The sequence below is a fragment of the Achromobacter xylosoxidans genome (genome assembly GCF_002192695.1).
Lineage (GTDB): Bacteria > Pseudomonadota > Gammaproteobacteria > Burkholderiales > Burkholderiaceae_B > Achromobacter > Achromobacter xylosoxidans_C.
Map to the genome: position 1 here is coordinate 57879 of NZ_MTLG01000104.1, position 20783 is coordinate 78661.

The following is a 20783-nucleotide window of genomic DNA, read 5'->3' on the forward strand; positions in this document are numbered from 1 at the left end:
TTCAGCGCCCCAGATAGACTTCGATGACCCGCGGATCGGCCTGCACCTTGCGCATCGGCCCTTCGGCCAGCACCGAGCCTTCGTGCAGCACCGTGACCTTGCCGTCGCCCGCGATCTGGTTGACGAAGTCCATGTCGTGCTCCACCACCATCAGCGAATGGCGTCCGCGCAATTCGTTGAGCAGTTCGCCGGTGCGTTCGGTCTCGGCGTCGGTCATGCCCGCCACGGGCTCGTCCAGCAGCAGCAATTGCGGCTCCTGCATCAGCAGCATGCCGATCTCCAGCCACTGCTTCTGGCCGTGCGACAGCAGCCCCGCGGGCAACGCCGCCTCGGGCCGCAGCCGGATCAGGTCCAGCGTCTCGCCGATCTTGTCGGCCTGTTCACCGCTCAGCCGGGCGAACAGCGTGGGCCGCACGCGCTTGTCGGTCTTCATCGCCAGCTCCAGGTTTTCGAACACGCTGTGCTGCTCGAAAACCGTGGGCCGCTGGAACTTGCGGCCGATGCCGGCATGCGCGATCTGCGCTTCGTTCAGCGTGGCGAGGTCTATGCTCTGGCCGAAATAGGCCGTGCCCGAGGTGGGCCGGGTCTTGCCGGTGATGACGTCCATCATGGTGGTCTTGCCCGCGCCGTTGGGGCCGATGATGCAGCGCAGTTCGCCCACGCCTATGTCCAGCGTCAGGTCGTTCAGGGCCTTGAAGCCGTCGAAGCTGACGGTGATGCCTTCCAGGTAGAGGATGGCGCCGTGGCTGGTGTCCAGGCCCTTGGGGCTGACGCGGCCGTAACCGGCATCGCCGCTGGGGCCGCCGTCGAGCGCGGCGGATTCGATGTGCGTGGTACTCATGCCTTGTTCCCCTGGATGCGGGCGGAGATGCGTCGCGCCAGGCCGACGATGCCGGTGGGCAGGAACAGCGTCACCAGCACGAAGATGAGGCCCAGCGCGTACAGCCAGAACTCCGGCAGCACGCTGGTGAACCAAGTCTTCAGGCCGTTGACGGCGCCCGCGCCGATGATGGGGCCGACCAGCGTGCCGCGTCCGCCGGTGGCGACCCAGATCACCATTTCAATCGAGGTCTCGGTGGACATCTCGCTGGGGTTGATGATGCCGACCTGCGGTACGTAAAGCGCGCCGGCGATGCCGCAGAGCACGGCGGACAGGGTCCAGACGAAGAGCTTGAAGCCCAGCGGGTCGTAGCCGATGAAGCGCAGGCGGCTTTCGGCGTCGCGCACGGCGGTGAGCACGCGGCCCAGTTTGCTCTGCGTGACCGCGCGCGCCAGCACCAGCGCGCCCGCCAGCGCGGCCAGCGTGATCCAGTACAGCGCCGCGCGCGTGCCTGGCGCGGTGATGTCGAAGCCCAGGATGCGCTTGAAGTCGGTGAAGCCGTTGTTGCCGCCGAAGCCCGTGTCGTTGCGGAAGAACAGCAGCATCGCGGCGAAGGTCAGCGCCTGCGTGATGATGGAAAAGTACACGCCCTTGATGCGCGAACGGAAGGCGAAGTAGCCAAACACGAAGGCCAGCGCGCCGGGCACCAGCACGACCAGCAGCATGGCGTACCAGAAGTGCTCGGTAAAGGACCAGTACCAGGGGTAGCTCTTCCAATCCAGGAACACCATGAAGTCGGGCAGGTCGCTCTGGTAGACGCCGTCGCGGCCGATGGCGCGCATCAGATACATGCCGTGCGCATAGCCGCCCAGCGCGAAGAACAGGCCGTGTCCCAGAGACAGGATGCCGGCATAGCCCCACACCAGGTCCAGCGCCAGCGCCGCCATGGCGTAGCACATGAACTTGCCCAGCAGCGCCACGGCATAGGCCGACACATGCAGCGCATGGCCGGGCGGGAAGACGAGATTCAGCAAGGGCAGCAGCGCCAGCAGCGCCACGGCCGCGGCCAGGGCCGCCCACACCCGGCCCGAGTACAGCGGTCGGCGGGTCAGCGGATTCAGGTCAGTCAGCGCGTTCTGTTTCATTCGACGCTCCGGCCGCGGGGGGCGAACAGGCCTTGCGGCCGCTTTTGGACGAACAGCACGATGAGCGCGAGGATGGTGATCTTGGCCATGACGGCTCCCGTGTAAGGCTCCAGGAATTTATTGACGCCGCCCAGGCCCAGCGCGGCGATGACGGTGCCGGCCAGTTGGCCCACGCCGCCCAGCACCACCACCATGAACGAATCGACGATGTAGCCGCGGCCCAGGTCCGGTCCCACATTGCCCAGCTGGGACAGCGCCACCCCGGCCAGCCCGGCGATGCCGGAGCCCAGGCCGAAGGCCAGCATGTCGACGCGGCCGGTGGGCACGCCCACGCAGTCGGCCATGCGGCGGTTCTGCGTGATGGCGCGCACGAACAGGCCCAGGCGGGTATGGTTCAGCAGCGCCCATACCAGGAACACCACGAAGAACGCGAAGCCGATGATGACCAGGCGGTTGTAGCTCAGCACCAGTCCGCCCAGCACCGTGACGCCGCCGGACATCCAGCCGGGATTGCCCACCTCCACGTTCTGCGCGCCGAACAGCGTGCGCACGCCTTGCATCAGGATCAGGCTGATGCCCCAGGTGGCCAGCAGCGTTTCCAGCGGCCGGCCATAGAGCCAGCGTATGACGGTGCGCTCCAGCGCCATGCCGACCAGCGCGGTCACGGCAAAGGCCAGCGGCAACGCCGCCAGCACGTACCAGTCCAGCCAGCCTGGCAGCCAGGCGCGGAACGCCGTCTGCACCACATAGGTCACGTAGGCGCCTATCATCAGCAGCTCGCCGTGCGCCATGTTGATCACGCCCATCAGGCCGAAGGTGATGGCCAGGCCCAGCGCCGCCAGCAGCAGCACGCTGCCCAGGCTGATGCCGTAGAACAGGTTGCCGGCCCATTCGATGGTGGCCAGGTGACGGTCGATCTGCTTGAGCGCACGATTGGCGGCCTCACGCACGCCGGCGTCGGGTTCGGCGTAAGCGCCGTCGCGTTCCTCGGCCAGCGCGGCCAGGGTAGGGCGGAAGGCGGCATTGTGGGTGGCGCCCAGCAGTTCCACCGCATGGCGTCGCTTGGCGGGATCGCCGCTCTTCAATTCCAGGTTGGCCTGCGCGATCAGCAGCGCGTCGCGCACCGCCTCGTTCTTTTCCGCGGCCAGGGCCTTCTCCAGCATGGGCAGGCGCGCCGGGTCGCCGGTCTGTTGCAGGCGGCGTGCCGCCGCCAGACGCTCGGCGGGCTGTTCGGAGTACAGGCGCGAGCCGGCCAGCGCGGCCTCGATGGCGCGGCGCAGGCGGTTGTTGATGCCTATGGCGCCCGCGTCCGCGGGAAGCTCGGCGGCGGCGCCCGTGGCCGCATCGGTGGCGCGCGCGCCGCCGTTGCCGATCAGCACGCGGCCATCGGGGGCGGCATAGAGCCGGTCCTCGCCCAGCGCCTGCAGCACCGCTGCGGCCTCGGGTTCGGGCAACTGGCCCAGCGCGGCAATCGCCTGGAGCTTGGCGTCCGTGTCGTCGCCGGCCAGCGGCGCCAGCAGGGCTGGGTCCACGCCGCCTGCCGCCGCCGGGGCGGCCGCGAGCGGCAGGGACACCAGCCATGCCAGCAGGAAACGACGCAGGTAGAGTGCGATTGCCGCGATGCGCATGGCTGCTTGTTCCCGGTGCGTTAGAGACCTTGCTTGCCTTCGTTGCCCGGGATGTACGGGCTCCAGGGCTGGGCGCGGATCGGACCCTTGCTCTTCCACACCACGCTGAACTGGCCGTCTGCCTTGATCTCGCCGATGTAGACCGGCTTGTGCAGGTGGTGGTTGGTCTGGTCCATCTCGATGGTGTAGCCGTCGGGCGCATTGAACTTCTGGCCGCCCATGGCCGCGATCACCTTGTCCACGTCCGTGGTCTTGGCTTGTTCCACCGCCTGCTTCCACATGTGGATGCCGATGTAGGTGGCCTCCATCGGATCGTTGGTCACCACCGTATTCGCGTTGGGCAGGTTCTTGGCCTTGGCATAGGCCTTCCACTTCTGGATGAAGGCGTCGTTGACCGGGTTCTTGACCGACTGGAAGTAGTTCCACGCCGCCAGGTGACCCACCAGCGGCTTGGCGTCCACGCCGCGCAGTTCCTCTTCGCCCACCGAGAACGCCACCACCGGCACGTCGGTGGCCTTCAGGCCGGCATTGCCCAGCTCCTTGTAGAAGGGCACGTTGGAATCGCCGTTGATGGTGGAGATGACGGCCGTCTTGCCGCCGGTGGCGAACTTCTTGATGTTGGCGACGATGGTCTGGTAGTCGGAATGGCCGAAGGGCGTGTAGACCTCGTCGATGTCGCTGTCCTTGACGCCCTTGGAGTGCAGGAAGGCGCGCAGGATCTTGTTGGTGGTGCGCGGGTAGACATAGTCGGTGCCCAGCAGCACGAAGCGCTTGGCGCCGCCGCCGTCTTCGCTCATCAGGTATTCGACGGCGGGTATGGCCTGTTGGTTGGGCGCGGCGCCGGTGTAGAACACGTTCTTCTCCAGCTCCTCGCCTTCGTATTGCACCGGGTAGAAGAGCAGGCCGTTGAGTTCCTTGAACACCGGCAGCACGGACTTGCGCGACACCGAGGTCCAGCAGCCGAAGACAACCGCCACCTTGTCCTGGGACAGCAGCTGGCGCGACTTCTCGGCGAACAGCGGCCAGTTCGACGCGGGGTCCACCACCACGGCTTCGAGCTTCTTGCCCATCACGCCGCCATTGGCGTTGATCTCATCGATGGTCATCAGGGCCACGTCCTTGAGCGACGTTTCCGAGATCGCCATGGTGCCCGAGAGCGAATGCAGGATGCCGACCTTGATGGTGTCCTCGGCGGCGAGTACCTGCGGCATCCATCCGGACATGGCCAACAGGCTCACGGCGGTCAGTTGCTTAAGGGCTAGTCTGCGTTTCATGGTGACTCCTGAATGGAATGGGCCGGCCGCGCCGGCGAGAACGATCTGAAAACACCCGACAACGAGGACCTAAAAGCAAAAGGCATGCCAACCGCGCGCGCACGCACGGTCCGCTATATGAAGGGGGGAAACGACACGCGCGCCAGTGAAGGCGGTGCGCGACGCGGCAGGGGCCGATCTGGTGCCGCATGCACAACATGGGTGCGCACGCCGCCCGTTGGCGGTGCGCGCGCGCCGCGCCGCGGCGCTGGCCGCGGGCCGCAAGCGGCGCGTTGCCGCAGGGAAGCGGGGCAGGCGCGGGGCGGCGGCCTACATGGCACGCCGATTGCTTGGGAATCCGTACTTGTATACAAGAAAGGACTCCAGCATGAACGCCGTAGCAACGCAGAAGGGCCCGCTCGCCTGGACGATCGCGCAGTGGCAGGCCGCCTATCGCAACGAGGGCGCCACGCCCGAGACCTTGTTGGCCGCCTGGGCCGAACGCGGCAACGCGCCAGACAATGCCTGGATCAAGCGCGTGGACGGCGCCACGCTGGCGCGGCAGCTCGATGCCCTGCAAGGGCTGCTGGAAGCGGCCAACGGCGATCTGACGCGGCTGCCGCTTTACGGCGTGCCGTTCGCCATCAAGGACAATATCGACGCCGCCGGCTGGCCCACCACGGCGGCCTGCCCGGAATTCGCATACACGCCCGAGGAAGATGCGACCGTGGTCGCCCGCCTGCGTGCGGCCGGCGCCATCCTGGTGGGCAAGACCAACCTGGACCAGTTCGCCACCGGACTGGTGGGCACGCGTTCGCCGCTGGGCGCGGTGCCCAATACGTTCAATCCGGACTACGTCAGCGGCGGCTCCAGTTCGGGTTCGGCTTCCGTGGTGGCGCGCGGCCTGGCCGCTTTCTCGTTGGGCACCGACACTGCGGGCTCGGGCCGCGTGCCGGCGGGGTTCAACAACATCGTGGGCCTCAAGCCCACCAAGGGGCGGCTCAGCGCGGCAGGCGTGGTGCCGGCATGCCGCACGCAGGACTGCGTGTCGGTGTTCGCGCTGACGGTGGACGACGCCGAACTGGTGGCCGACATTGCAGCGGGTTGGGACGCGCGCGACCCCTATTCTCGCGCTCAGCCGGTAGGGAGCGGAAATCCTTGGCCGGCGCAACCCAGGCTGGCGATTCCCGCGCAGCTGGAATTCTTCGGCGATGCGCAGGCCGCGGCGGCGTTCGACCAGGCCGTGAGCGACCTGAAGGCCAGCGGCGCAACGGTCGAACCCATCGACTTCACGCCGTTCAGCGAGCTGGCGGCGTTGCTGTATCAAGGGCCATGGGTCGCCGAGCGCTTTGCCGCCGTGGAAGCGCTGTGGAAGCAGAACCCTGACGCCATCCATCCGGTGGTACGCGGCATCGTCGAACAGGCAGCCAACTACAGCGCGCTGGACGGGTTCAAGGCCGAGTACCGGCGCGCCGAGCTGACGCGCGGCATCCATCAGGCGCTGGCAGGCTTCGATGCGCTGGTGGTGCCGACTACGCCCTCGATCTACACCATCGCCCAGCTCGAAGCCGATCCGGTGACGCTGAACTCGAGATTGGGGATCTACACCAACTTCACGAACCTGGCCGACCTGTCGGCGCTGGCGCTGCCCGCGGGCATGCGCGGCGACGGCCTGCCCGCGGGCATCACGCTGATCGGCATGGCTTGGCAGGACCATGCGCTGGCGCAGTTCGGACGACAGTGGCAGGCGCGCCTGGCGCTGCCGCTGGGCGCCACCGGCGCGCCGTTGCCCGCAGCCGGCCTTGCGGCCCCGCCCGCGCGCGACACCGTGCGCGTATCGGTGGTGGGCGCGCACCTGCGCGGCATGCCGCTGAACCATCAACTGACCTCGCGCCGCGCCGTGTTCGTCGAAGCGGCGCGCACGGCCGGCGATTACCGCCTATACGCCCTGGCCAATACCACGCCGCCCAAGCCCGGCCTGGTGAAGTCCGCGAGCGGCGCGCCCATCGAGGTCGAACTCTGGGACGTACCGCTGGCCGCCTTCGGCGCCTTCGTGGCCGAGATCCCCGCGCCGCTGGGTATCGGCACGCTGGAGCTGGCGGACGGCCGCCAGGTCAAGGGCTTCATCTGCGAGCCGCGCGGCCTGGAGGGCGCGCGCGACATCACGGAGTTCGGCGGCTGGCGCGCCTACCTGGCCAGCCTGGCCTGATCTCCGCTTTCGATAACCCGCAAGAAACCTGGGAGTCGCACCGTGTTCGATACCGTTCTGATTGCCAACCGCGGCGAGATCGCCGTCCGCGCCATCCGCACCCTCAAGCGGCTGGGCATCCGCAGCGTGGCCGTTTACTCCGACCCGGACCGCAATGCCGCCCACGTGCGCGCGGCCGACGAGGCCGTGGCGCTGGGCGGCGAGAAGGCCGCCGACAGCTACCTGCGCATGGACCTGCTGCTGGCCGCCGCCCGCGCGCATGGCGCGCAGGCCATCTACCCCGGCTATGGCTTCCTGTCCGAAAGCGCCGAGTTCGCACAGGCCTGCGAAGATGCCGGCATCGCGTTCGTCGGCCCGACGCCGCTGCAGATCCGCGAGTTCGGCCTGAAGCACCGCTCCCGCGAACTGGCGGCCGAGGCCGGCGTGCCGATGACGCCGGGCACGGGCCTGCTCGACAGCCTGGGCGCCGCGCTGTCGCAGGCCGAGCGCATCGGCTATCCGGTGATGCTCAAGAGCACGGCGGGCGGCGGCGGCATCGGTCTTTCGCGCTGCGACAACGAGGCCGAGCTGACCGCGGCCTTCGATAGCGTGCAGCGCATGGGCGAACACTTCTTCAGCGACGGCGGCGCCTTCATCGAGCGTTACGTCGACAACGCGCGCCACGTCGAGGTGCAGATCTTCGGCGATGGCGCCGGCCGCGTGCTGGCCCTGGGCGAGCGCGATTGTTCGGTGCAGCGCCGCAACCAGAAGGTCATCGAAGAGACGCCCGCGCCGCTGCTGCCCGCCGCCACGCGCCAGGCCCTGCACGCCGCCGCCGTGCGGCTGGGCGAGTCGGTCAACTACCGTTCCGCCGGCACCGTGGAGTTCATCTACGACCCGGCGCGCGACAGCTTCTATTTCCTGGAGGTCAATACCCGTTTGCAGGTCGAGCATCCTGTCACGGAAGCGGTCACGGGCCTGGATCTGGTCGAATGCATGCTGCGCGTGGCCGCGGGCGAACCGCTGGACTACGCCGCCATGTCGCGCGCGCCGCAAGGCGCGTCGATCGAGGTGCGGCTGTATGCCGAGGATCCGCTGCGCCAGTTCCAGCCGTCGCCGGGCGCGTTGACCGATGTGTACTTTCCGGAAGGCCTGCGGGTGGACGGCTGGGTCGCGACCGGCACCGAGGTGCCGGCGTTCTACGACCCCATGCTGGCCAAGCTGATCGTGCATGCCGGCACGCGCGAGGCCGCGCTGGACAAGCTGGCGCACGCGCTGGCCCGCACGCGCCTGCATGGCATCGCCACCAACCTGGACTATCTGCGGCAGATCGTGGACGACGCGCGCTTTCGCGCCGGCGAGCTGTCCACGCGCTTTCTGGAGACCTTCACGTACCGGCCCGCCGCGATCGAGGTGCTGGCGGCGGGTACCTACACCAGCGTGCAGGACTACCCCGGGCGGGTGGGCTACTGGGACATCGGCGTGCCGCCCTCGGGGCCGATGGACGACTATGCCTTCCGCATGGCCAACCGCATCGTCGGCAATGCGCCCGACGCAGCCGGCATCGAGGCTACGCTGGTCGGCCCGACCTTGCGCTTTCACGGCGATGCCATCGTGGCGCTGACGGGCGCAACTTGCGCCGCCACCCTGGACGGCGAACCGGTGCCCATGTGGACACCGGTGGCCGTGCGTTCCGGTCAGGTGCTGGCGACCGGCCGCGCGCTGTCGGGCTGCCGCAGCTATCTGGCGGTGCGCAACGGCCTGGACGTGCCGCTCTACCTGGGCAGCCGTTCGACCTTTGCGCTGGGCCAGTTTGGCGGCCATGCCGGCCGCACCTTGCGTGTGGGCGACATGCTGCCGCGGGTCCGGCCGGAGCTGGCCAATGATGCCGCCGCGCCCGTGTCCGAGCCTCAGGCTGCGCCTGCCGCGCTGATTCCGGCCTATGGCAACACCTGGGAAATCGGCGTGCTCTACGGCCCGCATGGCGCGCCGGATTTCTTCCGGCCCGAAGCCATCGAGGCCTTCTTCGCCGCGGACTGGGAAGTGCACTACAACTCCAACCGGCTGGGCGTGCGCCTGATCGGCCCCAAGCCCGCCTGGGCGCGCGAGGACGGCGGCGAGGCCGGCCTGCATCCGTCCAACATCCATGATTGCGAATACGCCATCGGCAGCATCAACTTCACCGGCGACAGCCCCGTCATCCTGACGCGCGACGGCCCCAGCCTGGGCGGCTTCGTCTGCCCCGTCACGATTGCCCGCGCCGAACTGTGGAAGGTCGGGCAGGTCAAGCCGGGCGACCGCATCCGCTTCGTGCGCATCGATTATCGGCAGGCGGTGGCGCTGGAGGCGGCGCAGGACCGTTGCGTGGCCGAACTGGCGGCGCCCGCGCAGCCCGCGCAAGCCGCGGCGCCTGCCGTCGTGGCGGAACCCATCGTGGCGGCGCTGCCGGCGCAGGGCGCGCGCCCTGCGGTTTCCTACCGCCAGGCGGGCGACGGCTACCTGCTGCTGGAATATGGCGACAACGTGCTGGACCTGGCGCTGCGCATGCGCATCCATTTGCTGATGGAGGCGCTCAACGCCGATCCCATCGCCGGCGTGCTGGAGCTGTCGCCCGGCGTGCGTTCGCTGCAGATCCGCTACGACAGCCGGGTCATCCTGCAAGGCGCGCTGATCGAGCGCCTGCTGCGGATCGAGAGCGGCCTGGCCGACGTGGCCACGCTCAAGGTGCCTACCCGCGTGGTCTACCTGCCCATGGCGTTCGAGGATTCGGCCACACTGGGCGCGGTGCAGCGCTACCAGGAAACCGTGCGCGCCAGCGCGCCCTGGCTGCCGAACAATGTGGACTTCATCCAGCGCATCAACGGCCTGGCCAGCCGCAAGCAGGTCCGCGACATCGTATTCGACGCCAGCTACCTGATCATGGGCCTGGGCGACGTGTACCTGGGCGCGCCCTGCGCGGTGCCGATAGATCCGCGCCACCGCCTGCTGACGTCCAAGTACAACCCGGCCCGCACCTACACCGCCGAAGGCACGGTAGGCATAGGCGGGGTCTACATGTGCATCTACGGCATGGATTCGCCTGGGGGCTATCAGCTGGTCGGGCGCACCTTGCCCATCTGGAACAAGTTCCTGAAGAACCCGGTGTTCCAGGATGGCAAGCCCTGGCTGCTGCGCTTTTTCGACCAGGTGCGCTTCTACCCGGTGACCGAGGCCGAGCTCGACGTGTTGCGCGAGGACTTCCGCGAAGGCCGGGCCACCGTCCGCATCGAGGAAGAGATGTTCGACTTCGCCGCGCACCAGCGCTTCCTGGCGCAAGAGGCTGACAGTATCGCCGCGTTCCAGACGCGCCAGAAGAGCGCCTTCGACGCCGAGGTCGCCTTGTGGAAAAGCGAGGATGCGGCGGTGGAGCAGGACGCGGCTGCGCCCGAGCCCGAGGCCGAGGCGGCACTGAAGGAAGGAGAAAGCCTGGTCAGCGCCGATATGTGCGGCAACATCTGGAAGATCCCGGTGCAGGTGGGCCAGAGCGTATCGGCCGGCGACACGCTGGTGGTGGTCGAGGCCATGAAGATGGAGCTGTCCGTCATCGCGCCCGCGTCGGGGACCGTGGCCGCTATCCGCTGCGTTCCCGGCAAGCCGGTGAACGCGGGCGATCCGCTCATCGTGCTGGCCGAAGACGCGACCTGCCCCGTGGTTTGAGCATGCGCCTGGAATCCGTGCAGGCCGCTCCGGCCATCCGCCAGGCGCCGGCCCTGGCCGGCTCGCTGGCCGATCAGGTTTATCAGCGCCTGAAGGACGATCTGTTCGACTTCCGCGTGCTGCCGGGCGAGCGCTTTACCGAGGCCGAGGTGGCGGCGCGGCTGGGCGTCAGCCGCACACCGGTGCGGCTGGGACTGGCGCGGCTGGAGCGCGAGGGCTATGTGCTGCCCCGTCCGCGCAGCGGCTGGCAGGTGCGGCCTTTCGACTTCGAACGTTTCGAGGCGCTGTACGACGTGCGCGTGGTGCTGGAGCAGGCCGCGGTGGAGCGGCTGTGTGCGCGCGAGCACATGGACGAGGCCGGCATCCTGGGCGCGCTGAAGGACGTGTGGCTGGCGCCGCCCCGCCAGCGCATCCTGGACGGGCGGCTGGTGGCGCAACTGGACGAGGCATTTCATTGTTCGCTGGTGGCCGCCGCCGGCAATCCCGAGATGGCGCAGATCCATCGCGACGTGACCGAGAAGATACGCATCGTGCGGCGGCTGGACTTCACCAAGGATTTCCGCGTGGACGCCACCTACGACGAACACGCCGCCATTCTGCGCGCGGTGCTGGCGAGCCGCGCCGACGAGGCCGCCCGCATGCTGCGTTCGCATATCGGCATGAGCCGCGCCGAGGTGCGCAAGATCACGCTGCACATGCTGCACCAGGCGCGCGAGCACGCTGGCGGGCGGGGGCTTGCGTCCCCGGACTAGCCCTGCAACTGCTGGTAGACCTCCTGCGACACGCGCAGCAGCTCGTCGCGGCTGACCGCGCCGGACAGCGCATAGCCGAACTGTCCTTCGACCCAGTAGAACACCCGCACCGGACCTTCCTGGGTGAACTGGAATGCCGTCTGGCCGCCCGCGGCTTCGCGGGTGACGTACAGCGTCAGGCGCTGGCCGTCGGCCGCGCCATACATGAAGAGCGCCACAGGTCCCGCACCGCCGGGCAGCAGGCGGCCGCCCACCAGTTCATAGCCGGCCTGCGACAGGGATGGCGGGCGCATGGTCGCGCCCATGCGCTTGGTCAGCCAGGTGACCAGGCCCTTCTCGTTGTCGGCGCCGACCTCCACGGGCCGGCCCATGTCGGGTGCGTAGACTGCGTGGGCGATGGCCGCGCGCTGGGCATAGCCGCCGGCGATGCGCTCGGGCGCGGCGGTCGCCAGCGCGGCCTGCAGCTGGCGGGCGTCCATGGCGCCGCGGGTGATCCAGGCGGCGCTGGCGCTGACGGCGGCGATCGCCACGCCGGCGGCCAGGGCGCGCCAGGGCCAGGGGTTCGCGGGCCGCGCCAGAGGCAGGCGCAGCGGCAGCGGCTCGTCCAGCACCGGATCCAGCATGGCGTGCAGCAGGCGCCGCTGCTCGCGCCATTCGTCGACGCGGGCCTGGTCCTGCGGATGCGCGGCCAGAAAGGCCTCGACCTCGGCGCGGCGCGCGGGCGGCAGCTGGCCGTCCGCATGGGCATGCAGGTCGGCTTCGGTAATCGGGGTGCCCGCGCCGGGCACCGCATGGAGGTGTTTTTCGTTCATGTCATTTCACGCGATGGAGCTTGCTGACGGTATCGCGCGCCTGCATCAGCGCGCCCAGCTTTTCGCGGGCGCGCGACAGGCGCGACATGACCGTGCCCATCGGCACGTCCAGTATCCGGGCGGTTTCCTGATAGGACAGGTCCTCCACGCATATCAGCAACAGCACTTCCCGCTGTTCGGCGGGCAGGGCTTGCAGGCAGCGGTCCAGGTCGCGCACCTCCAGGTGGTCGGTCTGCGTGGCGCGCACCGGGGCGTCGGGCAGTTCGCCCGGGGCGGTCTGTTCGGCCCGCCGGCTGCTGGCGCGCACGCCGTCGATGAAATGGTTGTGCATGATGCCGAACATCCAGGCGCGCAGCTCGCCGCGCCGCTGCCAGCGTGAATAGCGGCTCCATGCGCGCTCCAGCGTGTCCTGGACCAGGTCGTCGGCCCGGTGGGGGTCGCCCGTCAGCCCGCGGGCATAACGCCGCAGGCTGGGGATGCAGGCCAGGATCAGGGCTTCGTCTTCGGCGCGCATGGGTTGCTGCGTTGGATGGCGGACACCGTATCAGGGCTTGGCAACGTGCCAGACTTCCTTGAAATTGTCGCCGGTCTTGTCGCCCGCCTTGGCGTCCTTGGCGAACGTGTACAGCGGCTTGCCCTTGCTGGCCCATTGCTTGCTGCCGTCATCGCGGGTGATGACGGTCAGGTCGCCCATGGGCTTGGCGTCGGCGCTGGCCATGACGGGCGGCCAGATCTTGGCGCACTGGTCGTTGCAGGCGCTCTTGCCGCCGGCATCCTTGTCGAAGGTGTAAAGCGTCATGCCGGCGCTGTTGACCAGCATGCCGTCCTGGGTCTTGACGGCCTGGGCCTGGGCGCCGGCCGAAAACAGGGCGGCGGCGGAGATGGCCAGGGCTGCGGCGATGTGTTTGCGCATGGTGTGCCTCGTACGTAGATAGGGAAAGTGGGAGACTGCCCCCTACAGACGCTGCCGGTTCCGGCTTTATTCCAGCCGGATTGAAAGAAGTTGCAAAGGGTCAGCCGGCCGGCCGGACCGCGCCGGGTTCATGACGCATTTCATATTCCAGGTCGGTCTCCTCCACGGGGATGAAGCCCAGCGCTTCGTAGAGGCGCCGGGCGGGGCTGCCCTTGAGCACGCTCAGGGTGACGGGGACGCCTGCGGCGTCGGCTTCGTCCAGCACGCCTTGCAGCAGGCGGCGGCCCAGCCCGCGGCCCTGGAAGGCGGGGTCGATCTGGATCTGCACGATGCGCCAGCCGGCCGGGTCCCGGCCATGCTTGAACAGGCCGGCGGGCCGGCCGTCCAGCCAGACGATGCGGGCATCCTCGAAGCGGTAGCGGATGCGGGCCAGGTGATGGTCGTCGTCCAGCGGCGCGCCCGCTCGCTGCAGGTGTTCCTGCATGGTGGTCTTGCGCAGGGTCAGCAGGAAGGGCAGGTCGTCTTCGGTGGCGGGTTGCAGCGCCAAGGAGCAGGTCTGGGTCATGGAAACGAGGGAAGTATGAGGCGTCCGGCGGCCGCGCCGGCCCGATTATCAGGTTATAGAGCGGTTGGGCTCCGGACGCCAGCCCGCCGCCGGGGCCGGACTGGAGCTTGGACCGGGACTCGGACCCGTCAAGCCGCGCCGCCGCCGCGGGCGCACTCCCAGCCCAGCTCGGCCAGCGGTTCCACCTTGGCGCCCATGGATAGGGCGTCGTCGGCCGCGGCGTTGCCGCCCGAGGCGCGCGCGGCAACGCCCTGCAGGATGGCGGCCATGCGGAAGAAACTGTAGGCCAGGTAGAAGCCCCAATCGGACACGCCGGCCAGCCCGCGCGCCCGGCAATACGCCGCCACGGCCTCGTCCTCGGTGGGGATGCCCAGCGCGCGGAGATCGGAGCCGGCCACGCCGCGCCACAGTTGCGGCGATACGCGCCAGCACATGCAGTAATAGGCCAGGTCCGCCAGCGGGTGCCCCAGCGTGGAAAGCTCCCAGTCCAGCAGGGCCAGGGCGCGGGGCTCGGTGGGGTGGAAGATCAGGTTGTCCAGCCGGAAATCGCCATGCACCAGACGGGTTTCGTCGCTGGCGGGAATGTTGCGCGGCAGCCAGTCGATCAGCGATTCCATGGCGGGCAAGTCGGCGGCCGGCCGGCTTTCGCGGTATTGCCGCGTCCAGCGCGAGATCTGGCGCGCGTAGTAGTTGCCGGGACGGCCATAGCTTTCCAGGCCCAGGGCGGCGTAGTCCAGCTGATGCAGGGCGGCGAGCACGCGGCTGGTTTCCGCGTAGATGGCGCCGCGTTCGGCCGGCTCCAGGCCCGGCAGGGCCGGGTCGACGAAGCTGCGTCCCTGCACGTAGTCCATCAGATAAAAGGGCGTGCCGAGCAGGCTGTCATCGGCGCAATAGTCCAGCATGCGCGGCACGGGCACCTCGCTGCCCTGCAACGCCCGCATGACCTGGAACTCGCGGTCGATGGCGTGCGCCGAGGGTAGCAGCTTGCCCGCGGGTTGCTTGCGCAGCACGTACTGGCCGCGGGCCGTGGTCACGACGTAGGTCGGATTCGACTGGCCGCCAGCGAGGCGGCGCAGCGCCACTTCCTCCGTCCGCCCCGCATACCCGGCGCGGACCAGATAGGCGGCCAACGCGTCGCGGCCGGCGATCGGGTCTTCGGATGCGCCCGTCACGATTGCGCTCCGCTCGATTCCTGCGCCTGCCAATGCCAGAAGTCGTCGCCTTCGTCCATCAGGAACCTCGCCAGCACCATCTTGTGCACTTCCGAGGCGCCATCCACCAGCCGGGCCTGGCGCGCGTAGCGGTAGATCCAGGCCAGCGCCGTATCGCGCGAATAGCCGCGCGCGCCGGTCAGCTGGATGGCGGTGTCGACCGCCTTGTGCAGCGTTTCGGAGACGACGATCTTCGCCATCGAGACTTCCTTGCGCGCGTAGCTTCCCTGGTCCAAGGCGACGGCGGCGCGCATCGTCAGCAGGCGGCCGATCTCGATCGCCATGGCGCATTCGCCCAGCATCCATTGCACGCCTTCGCGTTCGGCCAGCGCGGTGCCGAAGCTCTGGCGGGTTGCGACGTAGTCGCGCGCGATCGCCAGGGAGCGGCGCGCCAGCCCCAACCAGCGCATGCAATGCGTCAGCCGCGCGGGCCCCAGGCGGATCTGCGTGACCTTCAGGCCGTCGCCCACGCCGAGCAGGCGGTTCTCGTCGGGGATCTCCAGCCCGTCGAACACCAGTTCGCAATGGCCGCCGTGTTCCTCCGGCCCCATGATGGGGATGCGCCGTTCGATGCGCCAGCCGGGCTGGTCCGCGTCGAAGAGAAAGGCTGTCAGGCCCTTGCGCGGATCGTCCGAGGTCTTGGCCATCAGGATGAAGTGCTGCGCCACGCCCGCGCCGGTGATGAACCACTTCTTGCCATGCACCCGCCATTTGCCGTCTTGCAGGGTGGCGGTGGTGCGCATCATGGAAGGGTCGGAGCCGCTGCCCGGATGCGGTTCGGTCATGGCGAACGACGATCGCACCTTGCCGTCCACGATGGGCTGCAGCCAGCGCGCCTTCTGCGCCTCGGTGGCGACCTTCTCCAGCACCATCATGTTGCCGTCGTCGGGCGCCGCGCTGTTGAACACCACGGGTCCGAAGATCGACACGTTCATTTCCTCGTAGCAGGCCGCCATGCCGACGCGCGACAGGCCCTGGCCGCCGCGTTCGCGCGGCATCTGCAGCGCCCACAGCCCGGCTTCGCGCGCGCGGCGGCGCAGCGGCTGCAGGACTTCCTCGCGGATGTTCTCGTGTTCGTCGTAGGAGGACGGGTCCGCCTCCGCCGGCAGGATGTGGGTTTCGACGAAGTCCTTGATGCGCCGGCGATAGCTTTCGATTTCTGGCGTGAGGCTGAAGTCCATGTTGCGTCCCGGAGTCAAAGCGTGGAAATGAGATGTCCGCCGTCCACCACCAGGACCGACCCGGTCATGAAGGAAGAGGCGTCGGAAGCCAGCAGCAGCAGGGGAGCCGACAGCTCCCGCGCCTGCCCGAGCCGGCGCTGCGGCACGCGCCGGATCAGCGCCTGTCCCGCGTCGCTGGCGAAGAATTCGCGGTTCAGGTCGGTTTCTATGTAGCCTGGCGCCAGCGCATTGACGCGGATACCGTGGCGCGCCCATTCCAGCGCCAGGGCCTGCGTCAGCTGGATCAGCGCAGCCTTGGAGGCGGCGTAGGCCGGCACCTGCTGGGCCACCCGCAGCCCGAGGATGGAGGCAATGTTGATGATGCTGCCGCCGCCGTGCGCCTGCATGTGGCGCCCGGCTGCCTGCGCCACGCGCCAGGTGCCATTGAGGTTGACGTCGATCACGTCCATCCAGTCGGCTTCGGTATGCTCCAGCGCCGGCCGTGTGGCCGTGACGCCGGCGTTGTTGATCAGGATGTCGATGGCGCCGCCCAGGCGCTCGGACGCGGCATCGAACAGGCCCGCGACGCTGTCGGGCTGGGTAACGTCCAGCGCGATGGCGCATGCCTGGCGATCCGTGGCGGCCAGTTCCGCGGCCAGCTGCTCGCCGGCCTGCAGCCTGCGTCCGGCCAGGGCCACGTGCGCGCCCGCCGCGGACAGGGTGCGCGCGAACTCGGCGCCCAGTCCGCCGAAGGCGCCGGTCACCAGGGCCCGCTTGTTGCGTAGGTCCTCGAACATGCTTGTTCTCCTTCGGGCGATGCCGCCGCGGCGGTCATGCAGGCTTGTACGCCGACGCTTCCACTTCGATCAGCCACTCGGGCCGCGCCAGGGCGCGCACCACGACCAGCGTCGCGGCGGGACGGGCCTCGCCCAGATAGGCCAGCCTGACCGGGCCGAGCAGCGGGAGCTGGCTTTCGTCCGTGATGTAGGTCACGACCTTGACCAGATCGCCCGCATGCATCCCCGCGGCCTCCAGCATGGCCTGGATGTTGCGCCAGGCGGCATGGGCCTGGGCTTCGAAGCCCTGGGCGAGCGCGCCTTCCGACGATACTCCCACCTGGCCGGCAATGTGCAGCCAGCGCCCGGCGCCTTCGGTCAGCACGCCCTGGCTGTAGGGGCCCAGCGGCGCGCAGACGCCCGCGGGATTGAGTGGTTGGCCTGCCATGGGGACTCCTTGTGGAAAGATCAGGCCCGGCCTGCGCCGGACAGCAGCAGATCGAGCGTCTTGTTGAACAGCGGATAGCCGCCGCCGGCGAAATCGGTCAGCAGATCGAAATGGTTGCGCTGCGGCACCACCAGGTTCTCGACCGCGTGGCCGTGGCTGGCGCAGTGTTGCGAGAAGTCCCGGCTCTGGCCGCGGAAGCCCTCGGTTTCCAGGGCGCCGGCCGCGAACACCATGGGGACCTCGTACAGCGTGGCTTGTTGGTACAGCCCCAGGCTGCGGGCTTCGGCCGCGCTCATGTGGAGATCGCGGTTGATGGAAGTGCGTAGCAGCGGTTCCAGATCGAACAGGCCGCTTAAGCCCACATAGCCGCGTATCCTGCCCGCCAGGGCGGGCACCAGGTCGCGGCACAGCGCGCGGGCGGCCATGTGCCCGCCGGCGGAGTGGCCGGACAGCACGATGCGGCTGGCGTCGTAACCGTGGCGCTCGCCCTGCGCGGTCAGCCAGGACACGGCGGCGCAGGCTTCGTCGACGATTTCGGAGACGCTCGCATGCGGCGCCAGCGTGTAGTTGGGCAGCGCCACGGCCACGCCGCGAGCCAGGTATTCGTCGGCGATGAACGAGAAGCCATGCTTGTCCAGCGCGCGCCAGTAGCCGCCATGGATGAAAACCAGCAGCGGCGGCGCCGGCACGTGGCCGGGAACGAACAGGTCCAGCACGCTCGAGGGCCGCTCGCCGAAGCGCAGGTCCAGGCGCGCTTCGGGCCGGTTGCGGGTATTCGCGCTGCGGCGTGCGTAGGTAAAGTAGATTTCCTCGCGTTCGGGATGCCGGGCACGCAGGTTGTACTGCGCTTCCTGCTCCGGATCGATCGCCTGTCCCTGGGTAGAACACGTCATCGCGTCACCTGTCTCCTGTCAGGCGCCCAGATAGGCGGCCTGTACCCGTGTATCGTCGCGCAGCGCCTGGGCGCTGCCCGAATACGCCACCCGGCCTTCCTGCAGCACGTAGCCGTAGTCCGCGGCGCTCAAGGTCAGCCTGGCGTTCTGTTCGGCGATGAACAGCGTCAGGCCTTCCTGCTTGAGCCGCCGCAGCGACAGGAAGATGTCCTTCACGACCAGGGGCGCCAGGCCCATGGACGGTTCGTCCAGCATCAACAGGCGCGGGCTGCTCATCAGGGCCCGGCCGATCGCGACCATCTGCTGTTCGCCGCCGGACAGCGTTCCCGCAGGCTGGCGGGCGCGCTCGGACAGCCGCGGGAACAGGTCCAGGACGAAGTCGAGGTTGCGGCGAAATTCCGACTGGCGGCGTTGCTTGAGCAGTTTGTAGCCGCCCATTTCCAGGTTTTCGCTGACCGATAGCGGCGCGAACACGCGCCGGCCTTCGGGCACCAGGACGATGCCGCGGTCGACGATGCGGTCGGCGGGCAGCGCTTCTATCGCTTCCCCTTCGAAGCGCACGCTGCCGCGCAGGGGGCGCAGCAGGCCGCTCAGGCTGCGCATGACGGTGGTCTTGCCGGCGCCGTTGGCGCCGAGCAGGCAGCCTATCTGCCCGGCGGGAATCTCCAGGCTGGTTTCCCGCAGGACGTCGCCGGCGCCATACGAGGCGCACAGGTTGGTGATTTCAAGCATCGGGCATGTCCTCCCCGAGATAGGCCTTCAGGACCAGGGGATCGACGCGCACCGCGTCGGCCTGGCCTTCGGCAATCTTGCGGCCGTAGTTCAGGACCAGGATGTCGTCGCACAGCTGCATGACGAAGCTCATGTTGTGCTCGACCAGCAGCACGGTCACCCCGCTGGCGTTGACTTCGCGTATGACCTGGGCCACCTGCGCCACTTCGGCATGCGGCACGCCCGCGACGGGTTCGTCCAGCAGCAGCAGCGTGGGATCGGCGGCCAGGGCGCGGGCGATTTCCAGGATCTTGGCCTGGCCGAAGCTCAGGTCCGCGGCCAGCACGTCGGCCTGGCGGGCCAGATGCAGTTGTTCCAGCCGCTGCATCGCGATGTCGCGCATCCGCCGTTCGTCGCGGCGCTGGCGGGGCGTGCGCAGCATGCAGGCCCACAGGCCGGAGCCGAAGCGCGCATGGCAGCCGACCATGACGTTCTCCAGCACCGTCAGGTCCTTGAAGATCTGCAGGTTCTGGAAGGTGCGGGCGATGCCCAGCCGGACACGCTGGTGCGGCGGCAGGCCCCGCACCGAGCGGCCGCGAAAGCGCACCTCGCCGTTGCCCGGCTGCAGCAACCCCGCGACGATGTTGAACAGGGTGCTCTTGCCCGCGCCATTGGGGCCGATGAGGCCCTTGATCTGGCCTTGCTTCAGGTCGAAGGACAGGTCGGCAAGCGCGGCCAGTCCGCCGAAATTGATGCCCAGGTCCCGCACCGACAGGAAATCGTGATCAGCCATGGCGCACCTTTCCCTTTGTTGCCGCCACCGGGGACGCGGGCAGGCGGGCTGAACGCCTGCACAGCCGCTGCGCCAGTCCCGCCAGCCCCCCCGGGAAGAACATCAGGACCAGGATCATGCCCAGCCCGAACAGCAGCAGCTCGACGTCGTGGAAGGCGCGCAGCAGTTCCGGCACCGCGGTGTAGACCAGCGCGCCGAACAGCGGCCCCCAGTACTTGCCCCAGCCGCCGACCGCGACCATGACCAGCAGCAGCACCGATGCGGAGAAGCTGAAGGTCTCGGGCGACGCGAACTGGTTGAAGTGGACATAGAACGTGCCCGCCAGGGCCGCGACCGCGGCGCAGAGCACGAACACCGCCACCTTGAGCGCATAGGTGTTGATGCCCAGGCTGGCCGCGCCGACCTCGCTGCCGGCCACGCTGATCATGGCGCGGCCGATGCGCGAGCGGGTCAGGTTGAGGAAACCCCACATCAGTAAGAGGCCCGCGGCCCAGGCCAGGTAGAAGAAGCGCCGGTCGGTATCGAAGGCATAGCCCGCGACCGTGATGGGTTCGACGCCCGACAGGCCGTTGGGGCCGCCCGTGTAGTCCACCAGTTCGACGAACAGCACCGACAGGATGGCGTTGAATCCCAGCGTTGCCATCGCCAGGTAGTGACCCCGCAGCCGCAGCACGGGCAGGGCGATCAACAGCGCCGCCGTGCTTGCGACCGCCAGCGCGGCCGGGATGCTGGCAAGCGCGGGGAGGCCGTACTTGGCCGACAAGGCGCCGCTGACATAGGCGCCCAGGCCGAAGAAGCCGGCCTGGCACATGGAGATCTGCCCACAGTAGCCCATCAGCAGGTTGAGGCTGGCGATCAGCATCAGGTTGATGCTGAACGTCACCGCCAGGCCCACGGCATAGCTGTTCGGCGCCACCAGCGGAAACAGAAGGAACAGGCCCCACAGCGCCAGCAGGATGCGCAAATCGTGGCGCGCGCCGTCCCCGGGCGGATGGATTTCGGATTTCATCGTCACCCCT

The 20783-nt window shown here is 68.7% G+C and carries 19 protein-coding genes; 3 read left to right on the forward strand and 16 right to left on the reverse strand.

Annotated features, from left to right (window positions below; translation table 11 throughout):
* Position 1: 1 nt before the first annotated feature.
* Genes urtD through urtA form a run of 4 tightly spaced genes read right to left on the reverse strand, consistent with a single transcriptional unit; the run spans position 2 to position 4867 of the window.
* Positions 2–841: an urea ABC transporter ATP-binding protein UrtD gene (urtD, locus tag BRO63_RS24850; protein ID WP_088142347.1), complete on the reverse strand. Its 840-nt coding sequence runs from the start codon at positions 839–841 to the stop codon at positions 2–4.
* Positions 838–1965 (reverse strand): urea ABC transporter permease subunit UrtC, encoded by a 1128-nt coding sequence (gene urtC / locus BRO63_RS24855; protein WP_088142348.1) that lies wholly within the window; start codon positions 1963–1965, stop codon positions 838–840. Before urtC ends, urtD begins: the two co-directional genes overlap by 4 nt.
* Positions 1962–3593 (reverse strand): urea ABC transporter permease subunit UrtB, encoded by a 1632-nt coding sequence (gene urtB, locus BRO63_RS24860; RefSeq protein WP_088142349.1) that lies wholly within the window; start codon positions 3591–3593, stop codon positions 1962–1964. Before urtB ends, urtC begins: the two co-directional genes overlap by 4 nt.
* A 20-nt stretch (positions 3594–3613) precedes the next feature.
* Positions 3614–4867: an urea ABC transporter substrate-binding protein gene (gene urtA, locus BRO63_RS24865; RefSeq protein ID WP_088142350.1), complete on the reverse strand. Its 1254-nt coding sequence runs from the start codon at positions 4865–4867 to the stop codon at positions 3614–3616.
* 367 nt (positions 4868–5234) lie between these two features.
* Here urtA and atzF point away from each other — a divergent pair, with 367 nt between their 5' ends.
* From atzF to BRO63_RS24880, 3 genes are read left to right on the forward strand one after another with little or no spacing between them, the layout of a single operon-like run.
* Entirely contained in the window at positions 5235–7055 is a 1821-nt protein-coding gene (atzF, locus tag BRO63_RS24870; RefSeq protein WP_088142351.1) for an allophanate hydrolase, read from the forward strand.
* Between the two features lie 42 nt (positions 7056–7097).
* A complete protein-coding gene (gene uca / locus BRO63_RS24875) occupies positions 7098–10730 on the forward strand; it encodes an urea carboxylase (protein ID WP_088142352.1) in 3633 nt (1210 codons plus the stop codon).
* A 2-nt stretch (positions 10731–10732) separates the two neighbouring features.
* On the forward strand, positions 10733–11482 hold the full coding sequence (locus tag BRO63_RS24880; RefSeq protein ID WP_088142353.1) for a GntR family transcriptional regulator: 750 nt from the start codon (positions 10733–10735) through the stop codon (positions 11480–11482).
* Here BRO63_RS24880 and BRO63_RS24885 read toward each other — a convergent pair.
* From BRO63_RS24885 to BRO63_RS24940, 12 genes are all read right to left on the reverse strand, one after another.
* On the reverse strand, positions 11479–12294 hold the full coding sequence (locus BRO63_RS24885) for an anti-sigma factor family protein (RefSeq protein WP_088142354.1): 816 nt from the start codon (positions 12292–12294) through the stop codon (positions 11479–11481). The two genes, BRO63_RS24880 and BRO63_RS24885, sit on opposite strands and share 4 nt — an antisense overlap.
* Before the next feature lies 1 nt (position 12295).
* A complete protein-coding gene (locus tag BRO63_RS24890; RefSeq protein ID WP_013395832.1) occupies positions 12296–12808 on the reverse strand; it encodes an RNA polymerase sigma factor in 513 nt (170 codons plus the stop codon).
* Between the two features lie 30 nt (positions 12809–12838).
* Positions 12839–13207 (reverse strand): COG4315 family predicted lipoprotein, encoded by a 369-nt coding sequence (locus BRO63_RS24895; protein WP_088142355.1) that lies wholly within the window; start codon positions 13205–13207, stop codon positions 12839–12841.
* 100 nt (positions 13208–13307) lie between these two features.
* Positions 13308–13772, reverse strand: a complete 465-nt coding sequence (locus BRO63_RS24900) for a GNAT family N-acetyltransferase (protein ID WP_088142356.1) — start codon at positions 13770–13772, stop codon at positions 13308–13310.
* Between the two features lie 128 nt (positions 13773–13900).
* On the reverse strand, positions 13901–14944 hold the full coding sequence (locus BRO63_RS24905) for a phosphotransferase (protein ID WP_088142357.1): 1044 nt from the start codon (positions 14942–14944) through the stop codon (positions 13901–13903).
* On the reverse strand, positions 14941–16164 hold the full coding sequence (locus tag BRO63_RS24910) for an acyl-CoA dehydrogenase family protein (RefSeq protein ID WP_088142358.1): 1224 nt from the start codon (positions 16162–16164) through the stop codon (positions 14941–14943). The genes BRO63_RS24905 and BRO63_RS24910 overlap by 4 nt, the downstream gene beginning before the upstream one ends.
* Before the next feature lie 14 nt (positions 16165–16178).
* Complete coding sequence (locus tag BRO63_RS24915; protein ID WP_088142359.1) at positions 16179–16940, reverse strand: SDR family NAD(P)-dependent oxidoreductase; 762 nt, start codon at positions 16938–16940, stop codon at positions 16179–16181.
* Positions 16941–16974: 34 nt separating this feature from the next.
* On the reverse strand, positions 16975–17367 hold the full coding sequence (locus tag BRO63_RS24920; protein ID WP_088142360.1) for a RidA family protein: 393 nt from the start codon (positions 17365–17367) through the stop codon (positions 16975–16977).
* A 20-nt stretch (positions 17368–17387) separates the two neighbouring features.
* The gene (locus BRO63_RS24925) at positions 17388–18260 is read right to left on the reverse strand and encodes an alpha/beta hydrolase (RefSeq protein WP_088142361.1); all 873 of its coding nucleotides are present in this window, start codon (positions 18258–18260) and stop codon (positions 17388–17390) included.
* Between the two features lie 18 nt (positions 18261–18278).
* Complete coding sequence (locus tag BRO63_RS24930) at positions 18279–18992, reverse strand: ABC transporter ATP-binding protein (protein ID WP_088142362.1); 714 nt, start codon at positions 18990–18992, stop codon at positions 18279–18281.
* Entirely contained in the window at positions 18985–19764 is a 780-nt protein-coding gene (locus BRO63_RS24935; protein WP_088142363.1) for an ABC transporter ATP-binding protein, read from the reverse strand. Before BRO63_RS24935 ends, BRO63_RS24930 begins: the two co-directional genes overlap by 8 nt.
* Positions 19757–20773, reverse strand: a complete 1017-nt coding sequence (locus BRO63_RS24940; protein ID WP_088142364.1) for a branched-chain amino acid ABC transporter permease — start codon at positions 20771–20773, stop codon at positions 19757–19759. The genes BRO63_RS24935 and BRO63_RS24940 overlap by 8 nt, the downstream gene beginning before the upstream one ends.
* Positions 20774–20783 lie beyond the last annotated feature (10 nt).